The following is an 18,426-nucleotide window of genomic DNA, read 5'->3' on the forward strand; positions in this document are numbered from 1 at the left end:
ACGGACGGCTCCCTTGTTTGAGATCTCAACGAACTCATTCTGGCACATCCGATGCCGTCGGGCGCCGTCCACCCCATCATGCCGTTACCTCTGCCGAAGGGCACGGCGGATCAGGATTAGTGTGATCTACCACCGATCGGGATAGCCCCGTTACCCAGAACGGGATGATGAGCGTTCGGTTCTGCACCGCCGGCGCACTGCATCACTATCACGGCATGGATCCTGGGGTCTGCGCCGCGTCGCTTCGCTCCTTGCTCCGCCCCAGGATGACGAGGAGCGGGGTCGCTCACTCTGCTGCCTCTTCGATCTTCTCCATATCGTCGTCCGAAAGGCCGAAATGGTGGCCGATCTCGTGGATCAGCACATGGGTGACGATGTCGCCCAGCGTTTCCTCGTTCTCGGCCCAATAGTCGAGGATGGCGCGACGATAGAGCGTGATGCGGTTCGGCCCCTCGCCGGTCTGCGGATTCCAGCGCTCGGCGATGCCGCGCCCCTCGAACAGGCCGAGCAGGTCGAAGGGCGTTTCCAGCGAAAGGTCGTCCATGATCTCGTCGGTCGGGAATTCGGCGATCTGAATGACGATCTCGCCGGTCAACTTGCGAAAGTCCTCCGGCAGATGGGCATAGGCCTCCAGCGCCAGGAGCTCGATTTCCTCCATCGTTGGCGAAAGCTGGTCGTGCCAGATGCGTGTTTGGTAGATGCGAGCCATGCTTTGTCCTTTGATCCCGGCATATAGGCTTTCAGGCCGGACTCGGCAAATAGCGGGGCTGGAGCGCCCGTGCCATGCCCCACTACAGGAATAAATTCCCCATGACTCCGCTTGACTCTTCGGGCGGCCTCTGGAATCTATAGGGAACATAACAGGAACAATTGTGAGTGGAAGCTGATCGTCATGGCGATGACCGCCGTGGCGCGGGAGACTGTTTTTGCCCTGCGCCGCCAGATCGCGAAGATCGAAGGGACCTTGCCCGAGCGCCTGGAGGCGCCGGCCAGTTCGTCGTTTGACGCGGATGTCCCTCGTCAGAGTCTGACACCCTCTCGGCATCCGACACCCGCTCGGAATCTGACCATTGTCCGGCGCGGCCTCGCCGTGGCGCCGCCCGATGCGTTTTTGCGCACCGGCGCCGAGCGCCTCGATGCTGCGCTGAGCGGCGGCCTGCCGAAGGCGGCGGTGAGCGAGTTTCATGGCGCCGCGACCCGCGATGCCGGGGCCGTTGCCGGTTTTGCCTTGTCGCTCGTCAGCCTGATCCTCAGCCAGGGGCCGCGATTGCCGGTGCTGTGGATCGGCACATCCGAGGTTTTCCGCGAGGCCGGCTTTCCCTATGCCAGGGGGCTTCACGCCTTCTTCGGCATCGAGCCGGAGCAATTGCTGTTTTCCGAGGCGCCAAGGCTGCTCGATGCGCTGTGGATCGCCGAGGAGGCTGCCCGGATGACGGCACTGGCCGCCGTCATCCTCGAAATCCGCGGCAGCCCGCAGCGGCTTGACCTCACCGCGACGCGGCGGCTGCACGCCCGCGCGCAGAGTGCGGGCCGGCCGCTGTTCCTGCTGCGCCAGGCCGGCGAGCCCGAACCGACGGCAGCGCCCGTCCGCCTCATCCTGTCGGCGGCACCGGCGGCAACGCGTAAGACGCTTGCCGGGCCGCTCGCCGGCTCGATCGGCCGGCCCGCCTTCACCGTCGCCATCGGCAAGAGCCGCACGGCCTTGCCCGGAAAATTCACACTGGAGTGGAACCCCGATGAACGCATATTCGAAGAAAGACGGGGCGAGCAAGGAAGGTCTCAGGAATGGGCCCCAGAACGGCCAAAGAATCCTATCCCTGTGGTTTCCGCATCTCGCCGCCGAGAGGATCCTGCGGCAGCATCTGGGGCGGTCCTGGCGTTCCCGGCCGTCGGATCACCTGCCGCTGGTGATCAGCCATCGCCAAGGGAACACCCAGCGCATCGCCGCCCTCGACGAACGGGCTGAGGCGCTTAATCTGAAGCGCGGCATGGGCATAGCCGACGCACGCGCCATGCATCCCTCGATCGACATCGTGGAGGCCGATCCGGAGGCCGACCGGCGCCTGCTCGAAGGCCTCGCCGACTGGTGCGACCGCTACACCCCGCTGGTGGCGCTTGACGGGACCGACGGCCTCTATCTCGACGTCACCGGCTGCACCCATCTTTTCGGCGGCGAACGCTCGATGCTGGACGATATCCTGTCGCGTTTTTTCCATCAGGGCTTCGATGTCCACGCCGGGCTTGCCGCCACGCCTGGTGCTGCCTGGGCGGCTGCGCGGTTTGCTGGCGACCGCATCGTGCCCGATGGTGAGGAGGAAGCGCTTCTCGCGCCCTTGCCGCTGGCGGCGCTGCGCATCGACCCGGAGGTACGCGCCAGCCTCGAAAGCGTCGGCCTGCGCACGGCGGGCGCTGTCATGGCGGCACCGCGCGCGCCGCTGGCCCGCCGCTTCGGCGCATCGCTGCTCTTGCGCCTCGACCAGGCGCTTGGCCGCCTCGAGGAGGCCGTGTCGCCGCGCCTGCCGGTGGCACCGCTTTCGGTCGAGCGTCACCTTGCCGAGCCGATCATGCTGACCGAGGACATCGAGCGGCTGACCGGCATGCTGGCGACCACCTTGAAGAGCGACCTCGAGCGTCGCGGCGAGGGCGCAAGGCGGCTGGCGCTGCTGCTTTTCCGCGTCGATGGCGGCGTCAGCCGCATCGCCGTCGGCACCTCGCGGCCTCTGCGCGAGCCGCGGCTGATCCAGAAATTGTTCCACGAAAGGCTTGCCGTGCTCGAACAGGATATCGACGCCGGCTACGGCTTCGATCTCGTGCGCCTTTCGGTGCTGACCGCCGCCGCCTTCGACATGCAGCAGGCCGACCTTGCCGGCGAGACGAGCGACGACGGTGCCGATATCGCGCTTTTTGCCGACCGCATTCGCGCCCGGCTCGGCGAAGGCGCGGTCTTGAAGCCGGTCGCCGTCGAGAGCCATTTGCCGGAGCGCGCCGTCGCCACCCTTCCCTTCACGGAAGCGCCGCAGAGAAGCTCGCCGCCGAAGCAGCCGGACAAGGCGAAGGACGCTCCCACGACTGTCTTCCAGCCGGAACGGCCGATCCGGCTTTTCCGTTCGCCCGAGCCGATCGAGGTGCCGGCCACCGAAATGCCGGAAGGCCCGCCTTTGAACTTCCGCTGGCGGCGCGCGCTCTATCGGGTCGCGCGCGCCGAAGGGCCGGAGCGCATCGCGCCGGAATGGTGGCGAGGGGCGGCGGGACGAGAAGATGCCCCGACCCGGGATTATTTCCGCATCGAGGATGCCGACGGCCGCCGTTACTGGCTCTATCGCCAGGGCCTTTACGGCGCCTCGCAGCCCTCGCCGCGCTGGTTCATGCATGGGATCTTCGCATGAATGCGCTGACGGCCAACCCCTATGCCGAATTCGGCATCCAGTCGAACTTCTCGTTTCTGCGCGGTGCGTCGAAACCGGAGGAGCTGGTGGTCGCGGCAAAATTCCTGGGGTTTTCGGCGATCGGTCTCGCCGACCGCAACACGGTGGCGGGCGTGGTGCGCGCCTGGCAGCAGGCCAAGGTGGAGGGTGCTTCCTATCATCCCGGCTGCCGCCTGGTTTTTTGCGACGGCACGCCGGACATCCTCGCCTACCCGCAGGATCGCAAGGGCTGGGGGCATCTCTGCCGCATGCTGACGCAGGCCAATCTGCGTGACGAGAACGAAAAAGGGGCGACGCTCCTCAAACAGAGCGATCTTCTCGAATGGGGCGATCTCCTGTCGCTCGCCATACTGCCGGATGTGTCGGCGGACGCGGAAACCAGCCTCGCACTCCTTAGCCGGCTCAAGGATCGTTTCGGTGAAAACCTGCGGCTTGCGGTTTCGCCGGATTACCGCGGCAACGACCGCTTCCGTATCGAGCAGGCGGCGGCGATGGCGGAGCTGGCCGGCATCCCGTTGATGGCGACCAACGATGTTCTCTACCATACGTCTGAACGGCGCCCGCTGCAGGACGTGCTGACGGCGATCCGCCTCAATGTGCCCGTCGCCGAGGTGGGGCTGGAGCTGGCGGCCAATGCCGAGCGTCACTTAAAGCCGCCGCTGGAGATGGCACGGCTTTTCCGCAGGCATCCGCAAGCGCTGGCGGAAACGCTGCGTTTTGCCGGCGAGCTGACCTTCTCGCTCAGTGACCTGCAATACAACTATCCCGACGAGCCGACGGAATCGGGTCTTGGGCCGCAGGCCGAACTGGAAAGGCTGGCCAAGGAGGGAGCCGCCATCCGCTACCCCTCGGGCGTGCCCGCTTTTGTGACGCAGCGCATCGAGGAGGAGCTCGCTCTGATCGAGCGCCTGAACTACGCGCGCTATTTCCTGACTGTCCACGACATCGTCAAATTCGCCCGCAGCCAGAACATTCTCTGCCAGGGGCGCGGCTCTGCCGCCAACTCGATCGTCTGCTTCTGCATTGGCATCACCGAAGTCGGCCCGGACAAGATCGAAACGCTTTTCGAGCGCTTCATTTCCGAGGAAAGAAACGAGCCGCCCGACATCGACGTCGATTTCGAGCATGAAAAGCGCGAGGAGGTCATCCAGTACATCTATTCCAAATACAGCACGAAGCGCACCGCGCTGGCCGCCGCCGTCGTCAGCTACCGGGGCCGCTCGGCGATGCGCGAAGTGGCCAAGGCGATGGGCCTGTCGGACGACGTCCGGGGCGCGCTGTCCAGTTCGATCTGGGGCTGGTCGACCTCGGAGCTTGGCGAAAAGGAGACAAAGGCCGGCGGCCTCGATCAGACTGATCCATCGACAAGGCATGTGATCGAATGCGCCAACGAGATCATGGGCTTTCCCCGTCATTTGTCGCAGCATGTTGGCGGTTTCGTCATCACCCGGGACCGGCTCGACGAGATCGTGCCCATCGTCAAGACGGCGATGGACGAGCGCAAGATGGTCGAGTGGGACAAGGACGATCTCGACGCGGTGAAAATCCTCAAAGTGGACGTGCTGGCGCTCGGCATGCTGACCTGCCTGCAGCGCGCCTTCACCCTGCTCCAGGATCATTATCCGCAGGCGCGGGACGAGTACGGCCTGCCCTATGTGCTGGCCACTCTGCCTGCCGAGGACAAGCATGTCTACGACATGATCTGCCGTGCCGACACGATCGGCGTCTTCCAGATCGAATCGCGCGCGCAGATGTCGATGCTGCCGCGGCTGCGGCCGAAAAGCTTTTACGACCTCGTCATCGAGGTGGCGATCGTGCGGCCCGGCCCGATCCAAGGCGACATGGTCCACCCTTATCTGCGCCGCCGGCAAGGCAAGGAAAAACCCGAATATCCCAAGCCGGAACTGGAAAAAATACTCGGCAGGACGCTGGGCGTGCCGCTGTTCCAGGAGCAGGCGATGAAGATCGCCATCGTTGCTGGCGGCTTCAGGCCGGGCGAGGCCGATGAACTGCGCCGCGCCATGGCGACATTCAAGCGCACCGGCACGATCGGCAATTACCGCAAGAGAATGGTCGACGGCATGGTCGCCAAGGGCTACGAAAAAGACTTCGCCGAGCGCTGCTTCAAGCAGATCGAGGGTTTTGGCGAATACGGCTTTCCCGAGAGCCACGCCGCCTCCTTCGCCCTGCTGGTCTATGCCTCCTGCTGGTTCAAGACCTTCTATCCCGACGTGTTCTGCGCCGCGATCCTGAATTCCCAGCCGATGGGGTTTTACCAGCCGGCCCAGCTTGTCCGCGACGCGCATGACCACGGCGTCGAAATCCGCGAGGTCGACGTCAATTTTTCCGGCTGGGATTGCGCCTTGGAGAAATCGCCTTTCGATCCGGATCGTATCCTTGACCGCCATGCCCAGATGCGCGGCGTCATCCGGACCAGCCATGCCGTCCGGCTCGGCTTTCGCCAGGTCAAGGGCCTGTCGAAGGAGCGCATGGAAGCGTTTGTGTCGAGGCGCGGCGCCGGCTATGCATCCGTACGCGACGTCTGGCTGCGCTCGGGCCTCAACGTCGACGAGATCGAAAAACTGGCGCAGGCCGACGCTTTCCGGTCGCTTGGATTGAACCGTCGCGACGCTCTATGGGCGGTCCGCGCGCTCGACGGCAAGAGTGCCGCCGAAAAGCTGCCGCTGTTCGACCAGCCGGCGATCCGCTTGCGCGATCTGGAGCCTGCAACCAGGCTCCCGACAATGCCGCTCGGCGAGCACGTCGTCCACGACTACCGCTCGCTTGGCCTGTCGCTGAAGGCGCACCCGGTCGCCTTCCTGCGTCAAAGGCTGGATCGTTCCGGCGTCACGCCCAATGTGCGGCTCGGCCAGGTGCGGGACGGCCGGCGCGTTTCGGTCGCCGGCCTCGTGCTGGTGCGGCAGCGGCCGGGCAATGGCAAGGCGATTTTCCTGACGCTGGAAGACGAGAATGCGGTCGCCAACATCATTTTCTGGGAAAGGACTTTTGACCGCTTCCGCCCCATCGTCATGGGCGCGCGTCTCATCCGCGTCACCGGCAAGCTGCAATCGGAATCGGACGTTATCCATATCGTCGCCGAGAAGGTCGAGGATCTGACGCCGTGGCTGTCGGTGCTGCTTGAGCAGGCAAGGCCTGCGGATGAGCCTTCGAGCGGCCCAGAGGAGGACCAGTCCGATAGCACCGCGCAAGCGGAATTATTGGGAAAGGCGGAGAAGGTCATGCCCAAGGGACGCAATTTTCAATAGGTCCCCTGTCTTCGTCAGAGCGTTGCGGTGGAGAATTTGATGCCGGCGGGACAGAGGGGGGCGCGAAGGATTGCTGCGGAGCGGCCTCTATTCTGAGCCAGCCAGGCGCGGCGGCGGTGGCATGGCATCATCTATGGTGATGACACGCGCTTCCGATGGCAGCATGATCGGAATGCCGTCCCGCACCGGATAGGCAAGCTTTGCCACCCGCGAGATAAGCTCGCCGCGCTCCGGATCCCAGGCAAGCGGCCCCTTGGTCAGCGGGCAGGCCAAGAGTTCCAGCAGCTTGGGGTCGACAGTCCTGTTCCCGTCACGTCCATCCGCCATTCGATCCATCCTTTTCACAAGGCAATCGGTTAAGGTTTCGAGCGCGGACTTCCCCTTCTCCCCTTGTGGGAGAAGGTGGCCGAGCGAAGCTTGGTCGGATGAGGGGGTGTTCCAGCTTGGCACCGACGGCGATCCTTCCAACACCCCTCAACCGTCTCGGCGCTGCGCGCCGATCCACCTTCTCCCACAAGGGGAGAAGGCAAGAGCCTACTGCAAACTCGAACCGAAATCCTCATTGTCGCGCGCCAGCGCCATTTCGGTGATGGCGATCAGGGTCTCGGCGCGTGTCTTCAGATCGGCCGCTTCGAGCAGCGCCTGTTTCTCGGCCGGCCCGTAGGGCGCCATCATCGACAGTGCGTTGACCAGCATGGCGTTTTCGGCGCGGCTGACGCTTTCCCAGTCGGCCTCCAGATCGTTAGCCTGCAGATAGGCGCGAAACGCTTTGAGCAGCGCCGGCCGGTCGATCTCGGCGTCTGCCTGCTCCTCGTCGAGATCGGCGAGAAAGGGTGCCAACCGGCACTGCCGGAACGGTGTTTTGACCGTGAGCTCCTGGACAATACGGAACCGGCACACGCCCTGCAGCGAAATCAAGTAACGGCCGTCGCCGCTCTCGGACAGCGCAATGATGCGCCCGGCGCAGCCGACATTGCAGAGCTCCGGCTCGCCGTTGGGACGCAGCGCACCGTCAAGGCTGGGCTGGATCATGCCGATCAGCCGCGGTCCGGCGATCGCCTCGTCGACCATCTGCAGATAGCGCGGCTCGAAAATGTTGAGCGGCATGCGGCCTCCCGGCAGCAGCAATGCGCCCTCAAGCGGAAAGATCGGCATGGTCGACGGTAAGTCCGCAGCGAGTCGGTAATGCGCGTTTCCCGCCTGCACCTCAATCCTCCGATCGCTTTGTCAGGAAGCGCACCAAATCCGTCTCCTCCCGGCCGGCACAAGGCGCAACACCGGAAACCTGAAATCGAACGCCATCCGAAAACCTAATCTGGCGCAGCCGCGGCCCACCGCAAGCCCGCGCGACAAAACAGTCTGGGCCGGCTCAGGAAAACAGCAGCGACGACAGTTTGCGCCGTGCCGACAGCGTTGCTTCGTCGGTTATGCCCCATGCCTCGAAGAGCTGCAGCAACTGGGTTCTGGCGCCGTCGTCGTTCCACGAGCGGTCGGCCTTGATGATCGCCAGCAGATTGTCGGCCGCCGCCATGCGATCACCCTTGGCGTTCTGGATCATGGCAAGCTCGAACCGTGCCTGGTGATCCCCGGGATTTTCGGCCAGCCGCCGTTCCAGTTCCGCCGGATTGCCGAGCACTGCTGCTTGCGCGGCGAGCGCCATCTTGGCCCGCAGCGCGGCGAGCTGGGGCGCATCCTTCTTTGCTTCCGGCGCCCGCGCCAGCACCGCCTCGGCACCTTCGGCATCGCCGGCCTCGAACAGCAGATCGCCCAAGCCAGCGATCGCCTCGATCGTCTCCGGCGCCTGTTCCAGGATGGCATCGTAAATGTCGGCCGCCGTCTGCACGTCCCCGGCGTCGCGCGCTTCGGCGGCCGCGGCCAGCGCCTCGGCAACTTGCGGCGCACCGCCGTTCTTGCCGCCGACCTTCTGGATGAATTGCGTGATCTGGCTCTCGGGAATGGCGCCCATGAAGCCGTCGACCGGCTGGCCGTCCTTGAAGGCAATGACCGCCGGTATCGACTGGATGCCAAGCTGGCCGGCGATCGATGGATGGTCGTCGATATTCATCTTGACCAGCTTGACCTTGCCACCGGCGGCTTTCACCGCCTTCTCCAGCAGCGGCGTCAATTGCTTGCAAGGGCCGCACCACGGCGCCCAGAAATCGACCAGCACCGGCTGGTGACGCGATTCCTGGATCACGTCGGCGGCAAATCCAGCGGTCGTTGTGTCCTTGATGACGTCGGCCGGCGCCTCCGCAAGCGCGACCTTCTCACGCGCGGCATCGGTGCCGCCATATTGCACGGTGGTGGCATACCGGCCGCCATTGCTGCCAAATGGGCCGCCAAAGGGGTTGCTATCACTCATCTCGTCGCCTTTCGGTCGCGCCGCCGGCCAAGGGACGGGCGCAACATCCTTCTTTAGAACCCGGTTTCAGTCACCCATGTGGCGATCATGCCGAGACTTTCAAGATAACAGCATCATGTCCGGTTGCCTCGACGAATTTGACCAGGTCCGCGGCAGCGATGGAAGTCGTCGCTTCGTTGGTCAGCGGGTGGGCATTGACCACCGCATGGCTCATCAGCTCCTCGTCCAACACGACCTTGATCCTTCGCTCGGTGTCGTTGATCAGCCCGAACACCGTGACCGCGCCCGGGACGACGCCGAGAAGCTCCATCAGCATCTCCGGCCGGCCGAAGGACACGCGCCCGGCAGCGCCGATCAGATGGTGGATATGCTTGAGATCGACCACCGCCTCCTCGCCGACGCTGACCAGGAAGAAATTGTCCTTCTTGTCCTTGAGGAACAGATTCTTGGTATGGCCGCCGGCAATCTCGCCGCGCAGCGCCTGCGAATCGGCGACCGTGAACAGCGGCGAATGCCGCCGCGTCGATACCTCGATCCCGAGTCCGGCGAGAAAGGCGAAAAGTTCGGCTTCGGTCTTCGGCATGGGTCTTTCTTCTGATGGCCCGCTTTCAACGGCTTGTTCGGCTAACGCCGTTTACGGCCAATGATGCGGCCAAGACAAGCCCGTCGCGCAACGCGGGGGTGATTGCCTTGCGACGTCCCGAGGAGCGCTTCTCCGCATTGCCGGCGAAGCAAAAGGCCTGCGAATTCCCTGTTGCAATCGCCGCGCTCTTCAGCCATATAGGCGCGGCTTGCGGCCCAAAAGCCGCGCGAGCGGGTGTAGCTCAGGGGTAGAGCACAACCTTGCCAAGGTTGGGGTCGAGCGTTCGAATCGCTTCACCCGCTCCAGTTTCCTTGAGGGGAATCAAGCGATTAAGAGGCGCCTTTCGGGGCGCCTTTTGCTTACGTGGCGAAAAGAGTGTCCCTGCCATGGCGATGCGCGGAAAGCCGCGCTGTGACCAGCAGGTGTCGCAGCTTTTCTATTCCGTTGTGCTAGCTTTTTTTCTGCGCCGAATAGTGTGCGACTGCGCGACGGCCATTTTCAACTCGGGCGTGATCTCCAACGGTGCATTCTCTGCCCCATGTTGGTTCTGTAGCCCCTGGACCTGGACGGTCGGAAATGGGAGTTCGATGCCCTGCTCCTTGAAGACCTGGCGGAGGCGTACATAGAATTTGCGTTTCATACCGAAGGCGCCTCCCGGCTTGGTTGTCGCCTTGACCCTCAATACGATGCCGTATTCGCCGAACTCCTGTACGCCCTGCATCTTGATCGGGTCGAGCACCCAGTGTTTGAACTCGGGATCTTCCGCCAGTTCGAGGCCGATCCGCTTGATCAGCTTGCGAGCGAAGTCGATATCGGTGTCATAACCAACGGTGATGTTGAATTTGTCGATAACCCAGTCACGGCTCTGGTTCTGGACTGCCCCGAGTTCACCGAAAGGTATTGTGAACAGCGGACCACGATGGTGGCGCAGCTTCACCGAGCGCAGCGAAAAGCTTTCCACAGTACCCTTGTAATTGCCCGATGAAATGTATTCGCCAACACGGAACGCATCATCGAGCAGAAAAAACACGCCTGAAATGACGTCCTTGACAATGGTTTGTGCCCCAAAGCCCACGGCGACGCCGACGACGCCAGCGCCGGCGATCAATGGGCCGATCTGGATACCCAGCGAGGCGAGCATCATAAGCACCGCCATCACGATGATCGATGCGAGCAGAATATTCTGGAGGATCGGCAAGAGCGTGTGCAGCCGTGCCTGCTGCGGATCGAGGATCGGGACGTCCTCGTCGCTGATCACAGGGTGCGGTGTTTCGATGCCCAGCTTTCGTTCGATCAAAGCTTTGATGATCGACCAGCCGAAGTCGGCGGCGAGGGCAATGACCACGACATTGATCAAGCCGCGCAATATGAACGTCGTCGTCGTATCGCTGTCCCGCATGGATTGCATGTCCAGACCCCAGACACGTGCGAGAAGGTAAGCCGCCGCCAGGATGAAAATCATTCGGATTCCGCGATCGATGACAGCGATCGTCACCGCCGGGATCGTGGGCCGGCCGACATCTTCCGAACCTGGCCGCAGAACGAAATTAACCCCGCGCTGCGTCACCACGATTGCCAAAGGCAGGAAGAATGCGGCGAAGGTGAACCAGAAGTATGTATAAAGGCCGGCGATACGCTGCAGGAACAGGACGACGAAATAAGCAGTCAATAGCCATGTCGCTTCCGTGTGACCGATGTGGCGCGCACCGTCTCGCTGCGTTCTTGGCCGACGCCAAATGGCGAGCAGCAGGAGCAACAGCAGCACGAAATCGGCGCCCAGTGACAGGACCATCATTCCGTCCTGATCGATGCCGAGACCTGGCAAGAGGATAAACGCGGCGCCGAAGAAGGCGAAGACGCCGACGATCCGGGGTAGCCAATAGGACCAATGGTCAGCCGCTTCGTTGGTGATCGGCAAAGCACGAACCTCGACGGCGTTCTCGACGTTCATGAAGGAAGGGACGAGCATGGCCATGACGTACATGCGCACACCCCATGTAACGACTGCCGCCATCAGAAATGTCAGTACAATCTCGCGGATAAGCATCGGCCAGTCGAACAACATGAACGCGCCGGCGCTGCCCAGTGCGAAAGAGACTATCAGCATGCTGGAATAAAGCAGGCGGCCACCAATCTTCTTGGCTCGCCCAACGGGCGTATCCTTCGGTTGCGCGATAATCCAAAGACGAAATGGACGGGTGAGCTTGAACGTTGCCCAAGTGAGTGCCAGGCCGGCAGCGATGAACATTGCAATCAGCACAAATACGCCGGCAGGCCCCTTGCTGGACATATCCTCCATCGTCTCTGCCCGAACGCGCGCGAACTGGCCTGGCAGCAAGGGCAAAGTTCGCACGATTCTTTCGATATGATGCCTGATCCCATCGAGCGTCGAGGATGCCATCGTATTCATCTGGCCGGGTGCGGCCACGGCGCCGGACGATGCGTCGGTCGGCGAAGCCCCTCTCTCGGCGGGCGCTCCCGTTGACCCGGCGTCCTGATTTCGCTGTTCGGCCACCCAGGCCTTCACTGACGGATCGTCGAGAACCTCGAACAGCTGTTTGACCCTTTCAGGCGGGACGGTCGCCGGCGCCTGCGCCTGCGCCTGACCAGCCAACAAAAGGGCGATCCCAAAGACGAGCGGCCTGGCAATCAGGGCAAACATCGCAGTCAGGTCTCCGAGACGCCGTGCCGGGCGCGCCAGGTTCCTGGCTCCCAATCGTCGAGTCATAAGTGGCATCGTGCTGTTAACCTTCCGGTCAGATCGGCGAGCAACGACATCTATGTCCGTTGTTGCCCTACCTTGAAGAAACCGATGTTGCGGTGCAAGACGTCATCGTTCCGAGCCAGACCGTTGCGCCGGGTACTTGGCGGTGTTTATTTAGCCGCGGGGGCAGGGCATTCCGACCTCGGCCCAGCCTCCGGCCGTTCTATGAACTGGGCATCGACGTTAAATCTCAGGAACTGATTTCCTGAGTTGACCAGGACAGACCTTTGGCGGTCGCTCGGTGGTCAACTGCTTCGCGCACCGCTGCCGACATTCGAAACCATGATGTTGCTTGAGATGCAATGCGCTTCCGGGTCGGCACTACCATGCGGCAAATCAGGCCGGGAGCCGCCACATTCGCACACGACCTGTACCACGCAATTCCGTTTCCTCGAGCGGGTCGCAAGCAAAATTTGGTCCAAGCAGTTGATGAGTTGCATCCGAAATACGGATTTCATCGGGCTCCGCGGACGTTTGGATACGTGCGGCGAGATTAACGGTGTCGCCCCATAGGTCATAGGCAAACCGCCTTTTGCCTATGACGCCCGCCACGATTGGTCCTGAGTGAATTCCAATTCTGAGTCTTATCGGTTCTCCTGCGAAGCGTTCGCGCTTAACCGCCTTCCGCAGTTCAAGTGCATAGTGCGCAAGGGCTTCCGCATGATCGGATCGCGCGGCGGGCAGGCCAGCGACCACCATCACACAATCGCCGATTGTCTTGATCTTTTCGCAGCCGTATCGCTCCGAGAGCAGATCCGCCGCCTTGAAGAAGTAATTTAAAATAGCGAGCGTCGTCACGGCTCCGACGCTCCGCGCTCTTTCCGTAAAACCGACGATGTCGGCAAAAAGCACACTCACCTCCGCGTGGTTGTCTGCAATTTGTTCGTGCGCTTTTAGCCGCTCCGCGATCGACGCCGGAAGAATGTTGAGGAGTAGGGCTTCGGCGCGCTGGTATTCACGCGACAATCCCTCTTGGCTCGCCCTCAACGCCTCGTTTGTCGATTGTAATTTCTCGTTGAGTTGACGCTCCCTCTCTTGCAGGAGCGTCATTTCATAAGCCTTCTGTTGAAGCCGCTGCCTATTGTCGCGTTCGGCATTGGCGTCAAGAAAGAGCAGCCACACGCAGGCATTGTCAGCAAAAAGATGGAGGTCCGCGACACGTCCGCTGGGCAGTTCGACCATGGCCATGTCATATGGAAGCTCCGGGCAGGGCAACAAACCTTCCATGAATTCAAGCTGCTCGGTAACAGGCTCACCTATGCGAACGGACGAGAGTCCGTAATGGTTAACGTTACCGCCCTTCGCAGCTATGCAAAGCTGGGCGTCGATTTTCAGATATGCGACCGAGCGCTCGTTGTAGAAGAAGTCGTAAATCCAGCTTCTAACTTCTCTTGGCAAGATATGCATGGTTTATTTGCTAACCATCGAAGCAAGTTGACGAAACGCATCATCAACATGTTCACCCGAAAGCGCACTTGTTAGATAGATTTGCCATCCAAGTTGCCTCAGTTCGTCAATTTCACTATCCGATATTGCCCACCGATCGGCCAGATCGGATTTGTTGAACAGCAATACAAACGGCATAGCGCCGAATTCAGCCTCGGCCCGCTCGCGCAACGTGAGCGCCACGGCAAGAGTAGCAGCGCGTGTTCCATCGACGACAAGCACGAGCCCACTCGCACCTCGCACATAGCTGACGCGGAATGAGCCGATATCGTCTTCGCCGGCCAAATCCCACAAAATCAGATCCACGGTTTTGTCCGGGAATGCGACACTCTTCTTGTCGATTTTCACTCCCACCGTGGTCAAGTAGGTTTCTGAAAAGATGCTTTGCACAAACCTGCGAACCAGACTGGTCTTTCCGACAGCGAACCCGCCCAACATGCAGATCTTCTTTTGCAATATCCTGGGCTCCGCCTAGTGGAAGTTTACCGTAACCGAAACTCTGCGGTTGGCGGAGTTCCCGGTTCGGCTATTTTCAATCTCCGCTGGCTCAAAGGTGCCCGCGCCGCGAACCAAGAGCAACTCCGGATCGACGCCGCGCTTCTTGAGAAGCGCACGAACTGTTTCCGCGCGCGCGGCGCTGATCGACAACTTGGCCGTTTCACGGCCCGTCTCGTCCGAATGGCCGGTCAACATGAACTGTGCTGTTACGCCTGCCTTGCGGGCGTCCTTGGCCAATTCCTTCAACTGATTCGCCAATTTGTCGAGAACCGGCAGTTGCTCTGGTCCCGGTACAGCCTTGCCAGAATCGAACAAAATGTCGACCGCTTGAATAGCCTCCCTCAAATGAGTGAGTTGCGGAGGGGTCAACTCACGCAGCTCGGAGATTTCTAGAGAGAGTCCGTCCGCGGACAGCTGTTGGGCGGCGACCCGCGCCCGATCTATCCAGGCGGCAGGAGCTTCACCCTGGGCAACGATGCGATCCTTGATGATCGAAAGCCGTACTGAATCCGGCGGAGTCAGCGACGCCATCAGCCGCTTCACCACGAACTTCGGATCAAGGCTTTGATAGAATTGCCACTGTGAATGAACGCGAGCAGGATCGACCCCTGTTCCGGACAGCAGAGCCTTCGGGTCGGCGGCCTGCGGGTCTCTCAGGCCGGAAATATAGAAATGTCCGCCCCTCGCCGTTTGTTGGCCGATGATGATTCCCGCTTGGGCCTCCAGTCGCGACACATAAGTCTGCCAGTGCTCCGCCACGCGTGCTTCGGGGCTCACATCACGAACCTTGGAGATGTCGAATTCCGGTCCGCCTGCCGAAAGCTGTCGGGCCGCTGCGCGTGCGCGATCTATCCAGGTGTCGGGAGCCTCACCCTCGGCAACGATGCGATCATTGACGATCGAAAGTCGTACTGAATCCGGCGGAACCAGCGACACCATCAGCCGCTTCAGGACGAACTTCGGATCAAGGCTCTGATAGAATTGCCACTGCGAATGAACGCGGGCGGGATCTACCTCCGTTCCGGACAGCAGAGCCTGCGGGTCGGCGGCAAGCGGGTCTCTCAGGCCGGCAACATAGAATTGGCCATCGCGAACCTTTTGTTCAGCAACGATGATGCCCGGCTGGGTCCCCAGTCGCGACACATAGGCCTGCCAGTGCTCCGCCGCGCGTGCTTCGGGGCTCACATCACGAACCCTGGAAATGTCGAATTCCGGTCCGCCTGCCGAAAGTTGTTGGGCCGCTGCACGTGCGCGATCTATCCAGGTGTCGGGAGCCTCCCCCTCGGCAACGATGCGATCATTGACGATCGAAAGTCGTACTGAATCCGGAGGAACCAGCGACGCCATCAGGCGCTTCAACACGAACTCCGGCTCAAGGCTCTGATAGAATTGCCACTGCGAATGAACGCGGGCGGGGTCGACACCTGTTCCGGACAGCAGAACCTGCGGGTCGACGGCAAGCGGGTCTCTCAGGCCGGCAATATAGAATTGGCCATCGCGCACCTTTTGTTCGGCAACGATGATGCCCGGCTGGGCCCCCAGTCGCGACACATAGGCCTGCCAGCGCTGCCCGGATTGCCAGGAAAGAAAGAACCAACCGCCTGCCGGAATCAAAACCAGCAGGACTGCAGCGACTACCAGCCACGGAAATCCCTGGTTTGATTCCTCCTGCTTCAGTTCAACGCAGGTCTGCAACTGCGTCTCTACGCCGGCCAACTGCGAACTGTCGCCGTCAAACTGCTCTAGAGCCTGTGAGCATTCACCATGGATGCGAAGCAATACATCGCGAATTATTTCATGTAATTCCTCCGGCGGATTTCCCCGGATCACCGCAACCAAGGTCGCAAACGGTCCAACTTCCGACCAGAGACGAAGCTCTCCGAAACGAATAGTGTCCAGGCCACTCTGCTCTTTCTCGTTAAATGAGTCTTTTACAAAATCTTGAATTGCACTAAGCATAGAAGAAATTAGTTGCGGATCTTCGCTAGTTGCATTATCGGCAGTTACATGCGATATCAAAAGCCCGGAATTGCGATTGATGAGAAACACATGTTCCACACGATAGACAAGAGAATGCTTAAGAACAACTTCTGAGAAGCTTGCACCTGTTCTCCAAGCTTCAAATCTCCACTTGAGCCCATGCCAGGTAAATATATGTCTTAAAGTTTCATTCAGCGATTGAAAGGTCTGATCGATCTTTTCGCCGATCGACTTGCGAATAGCCGGCAGAAACACCGGGTACAATATATCCGTCAGTGTGCGCGGGCTCTTCTGGATGGACCGTTGCACGGCCCTCTCGACAGCTGGCGCAAGGGCCTCTCCGAGTTGCGCATGAGGCGCACGTGCGGCTGCACTGGGGAGAACGCTCCCCACTGCAGCCGCAAGCTGCTCGGGTTCGTCGAGCAGGTGCCTAACTCGTGAAAGCTCCGAAATTTCGCGGCCGACCAGCAACTGGCGCAGCGTTTCCATGCGAGGGTCGGCGGTTGGGATTCCGTCGAGACGCGCACGATAGTCCGGATCAACGTTCCGGGCAATTTCGATCAAAAGGCGAGCCAGAGCCTCGCGATCAATCTCTGTATCGTTCGAAGCTGCTCTTTGAGGGAGGCTGGTTGGGTCGACAGTCGACGTCAAGTTCCGATCAACTCACTTTCCAGGTACGCTCCGAGTTGTTCTTGCTGCCGACGGGATCCTGATTTAGACATTTTGCAACCTCGACAAACAGGCCAGCCAAAAGATTTCGGTCGGTCTTGACATTGCCGAGATCGGAAAACATCTTCTCCATCAGCATCTGAATGCTTTCATTCTTTTGCTTGATTTCCTCACGCAGCAAATGATCGTTTCGATTTATCCGGTCCGCAACTTCCCGCTCAAGCTCGCTCAACTGATCCGACAACGCGCGCACCTGCTTTTCGAGCGCCTGATTTTGCTCGCGAAGATTCCGATCAATCTCCTTATCGGCGTCGGCTCGCGCGTCTTTTTCGTTCCGCAATTGCGCCGCAAGCGAGTCGACCTGCTTCTTTGCATTTGACTCGTACATTTCAAGATTGCGCTTGGCCTCGGATTCGACATCCTTGAAGCGCTGCAAGACCCGTTCTTCAAGCTTGGAAAAGCGGCGGTCATAGTCCTGCATCTGGTTGCCGAACAGCAGATCACGTATCTTGTCGACACCTACAGCGTCGCCGGGGGCCCCGCTCTCGCGAGCCTGGCCCGCCATGAAGGTCAGCCCGCTTCCGTCTGCATTACTTATCAGATTTGCGTCCGCTTTATTTGCTGAAGAAGCGGTATTCGAAGATTCCTTGGCCATCTTTATGCCCCCTTCTTTGAACAATTGCCACAGTGCATCACTCAGAAACCAGCAAGCATGCCAGCAAAATACCCGGCTCGCAAGCCGGAATCTTCTTGACGTAAGCCAATTCGTGCCTCCCTTTTACATCTCTTGAACTAGCAGCAAATGCACGAGTTCCGATTGATGTCGCTCTCGCATCTCTTTGTGATAGCAGCCATAACCGGCTAATCTAATCGATCATTGGACGCAATCTACTATCGAAATGAGTAATACAATGTCAGGCTATAGCTACTGGAGCGCAATTAAGTAGCGCAGATTCATTAGAAGTGCCTAAAGTAGCTAGTCTGGCGGTGCACGTACCGTCTCGCACCCGGCTGTATACTGCGACGATCAGCTTCCGATGCGGGCTCCACGGTAGAAGGAAGGTCTTCTTTCGCACGGAGAATGGCTGTTCGAGAATGCACCTCGGAATCGAGGCGTTTCGGTCGATAGGAGGGGAGCGAAAGTCCCAATAACTGCAGTCATTCACACCAAAGCTTCAGTGGGCGGCATTTGTTGCGCCCCCAATTGCAAAAGACGTCAGGTTGCCATAGCTATTGCACTCATACGGCGCCCGGGACCGCCGCCTGTGGTCATGGCGCCGACTCCGGGGATCGACATGAATATGCGGCATGCTTGGCTTTGACGTGCATCTGCGACAGCTGGCGCCCAAGCTCGGCGGCACGGATGCGAATGCTGCGCCAGGCTTCCAACTTCGGTAGCACGACAGGAGCAAGCTCGCTCTGCAGCCAAATGG

Annotated in this window: 13 protein-coding genes, 1 tRNA gene and 1 pseudogene; 4 read left to right on the top strand and 11 right to left on the bottom strand. The window is 60.7% G+C overall.

Features of this window, described 5'->3' with window-relative positions; genetic code table 11:
- Positions 1-286: 286 nt before the first annotated feature.
- Entirely contained in the window at positions 287-709 is a 423-nt protein-coding gene (locus NKI97_RS22970) for a metallopeptidase family protein (RefSeq protein WP_023680515.1), read from the bottom strand.
- Positions 710-892: 183 nt separating this feature from the next.
- Here NKI97_RS22970 and NKI97_RS22975 point away from each other — a divergent pair, with 183 nt between their 5' ends.
- The 3 genes from NKI97_RS22975 to NKI97_RS22985 are packed head-to-tail and all read left to right on the top strand — an operon-like array spanning position 893 to position 6,691.
- Positions 893-1,966: an ImuA family protein gene (locus NKI97_RS22975; RefSeq protein ID WP_352450234.1), complete on the top strand. Its 1,074-nt coding sequence runs from the start codon at positions 893-895 to the stop codon at positions 1,964-1,966.
- Positions 1,908-3,386 (top strand): DUF6504 family protein, encoded by a 1,479-nt coding sequence (locus NKI97_RS22980; RefSeq protein ID WP_352450235.1) that lies wholly within the window; start codon positions 1,908-1,910, stop codon positions 3,384-3,386. Before NKI97_RS22975 ends, NKI97_RS22980 begins: the two co-directional genes overlap by 59 nt.
- Positions 3,383-6,691, top strand: coding sequence for an error-prone DNA polymerase (locus NKI97_RS22985; RefSeq protein WP_352450236.1), 3,309 nt, complete (start codon positions 3,383-3,385; stop codon positions 6,689-6,691). The genes NKI97_RS22980 and NKI97_RS22985 overlap by 4 nt, the downstream gene beginning before the upstream one ends.
- An 87-nt stretch (positions 6,692-6,778) precedes the next feature.
- Here NKI97_RS22985 and NKI97_RS22990 read toward each other — a convergent pair whose 3' ends face one another.
- From NKI97_RS22990 to NKI97_RS23005, 4 genes are all read right to left on the bottom strand, one after another.
- On the bottom strand, positions 6,779-7,018 hold the full coding sequence (locus tag NKI97_RS22990) for a Trm112 family protein (RefSeq protein ID WP_352450237.1): 240 nt from the start codon (positions 7,016-7,018) through the stop codon (positions 6,779-6,781).
- Positions 7,019-7,225: 207 nt separating this feature from the next.
- Positions 7,226-7,897, bottom strand: coding sequence for an LON peptidase substrate-binding domain-containing protein (locus NKI97_RS22995; protein WP_352450238.1), 672 nt, complete (start codon positions 7,895-7,897; stop codon positions 7,226-7,228).
- A gap of 163 nt (positions 7,898-8,060) precedes the next feature.
- Entirely contained in the window at positions 8,061-9,053 is a 993-nt protein-coding gene (gene trxA / locus NKI97_RS23000) for a thioredoxin (protein ID WP_352450239.1), read from the bottom strand.
- Between the two features lie 85 nt (positions 9,054-9,138).
- A complete protein-coding gene (locus tag NKI97_RS23005) occupies positions 9,139-9,636 on the bottom strand; it encodes a prolyl-tRNA synthetase associated domain-containing protein (RefSeq protein WP_352450240.1) in 498 nt (165 codons plus the stop codon).
- A 230-nt stretch (positions 9,637-9,866) separates the two neighbouring features.
- On the opposite strand from NKI97_RS23005, the gene NKI97_RS23010 reads away from it, so the two are divergent.
- Positions 9,867-9,941: transfer RNA gene (locus NKI97_RS23010), tRNA-Gly, on the top strand.
- Between the two features lie 131 nt (positions 9,942-10,072).
- On the opposite strand, the gene NKI97_RS23015 is transcribed toward NKI97_RS23010, so the two are convergent.
- The 6 genes and pseudogenes from NKI97_RS23015 to NKI97_RS23040 all read right to left on the bottom strand — a co-directional run.
- A complete protein-coding gene (locus NKI97_RS23015) occupies positions 10,073-12,298 on the bottom strand; it encodes a mechanosensitive ion channel family protein (RefSeq protein WP_352450241.1) in 2,226 nt (741 codons plus the stop codon).
- Positions 12,299-12,736: 438 nt separating this feature from the next.
- Positions 12,737-13,807, bottom strand: coding sequence for an adenylate/guanylate cyclase domain-containing protein (locus tag NKI97_RS23020; protein ID WP_352450242.1), 1,071 nt, complete (start codon positions 13,805-13,807; stop codon positions 12,737-12,739).
- Between the two features lie 3 nt (positions 13,808-13,810).
- Positions 13,811-14,302 (bottom strand): Rab family GTPase, encoded by a 492-nt coding sequence (locus NKI97_RS23025; protein WP_254818889.1) that lies wholly within the window; start codon positions 14,300-14,302, stop codon positions 13,811-13,813.
- A gap of 15 nt (positions 14,303-14,317) precedes the next feature.
- The gene (locus NKI97_RS23030) at positions 14,318-16,888 is read right to left on the bottom strand and encodes an OmpA family protein (protein ID WP_352450243.1); all 2,571 of its coding nucleotides are present in this window, start codon (positions 16,886-16,888) and stop codon (positions 14,318-14,320) included.
- Between the two features lie 94 nt (positions 16,889-16,982).
- Positions 16,983-17,648 carry a DUF3450 domain-containing protein gene (locus NKI97_RS23035; protein WP_031211579.1) on the bottom strand — a complete coding sequence of 222 codons (666 nt, stop codon included), beginning with the start codon at positions 17,646-17,648 and terminating at the stop codon, positions 16,983-16,985.
- 612 nt (positions 17,649-18,260) lie between these two features.
- Positions 18,261-18,406 (bottom strand): annotated as a pseudogene (locus NKI97_RS23040) (IS110 family transposase); the annotation flags it as partial.
- Positions 18,407-18,426: the final 20 nt, after the last annotated feature.

It is taken from the genome of Mesorhizobium sp. M0296 (assembly GCF_040321675.1).
GTDB lineage: Bacteria > Pseudomonadota > Alphaproteobacteria > Rhizobiales > Rhizobiaceae > Mesorhizobium.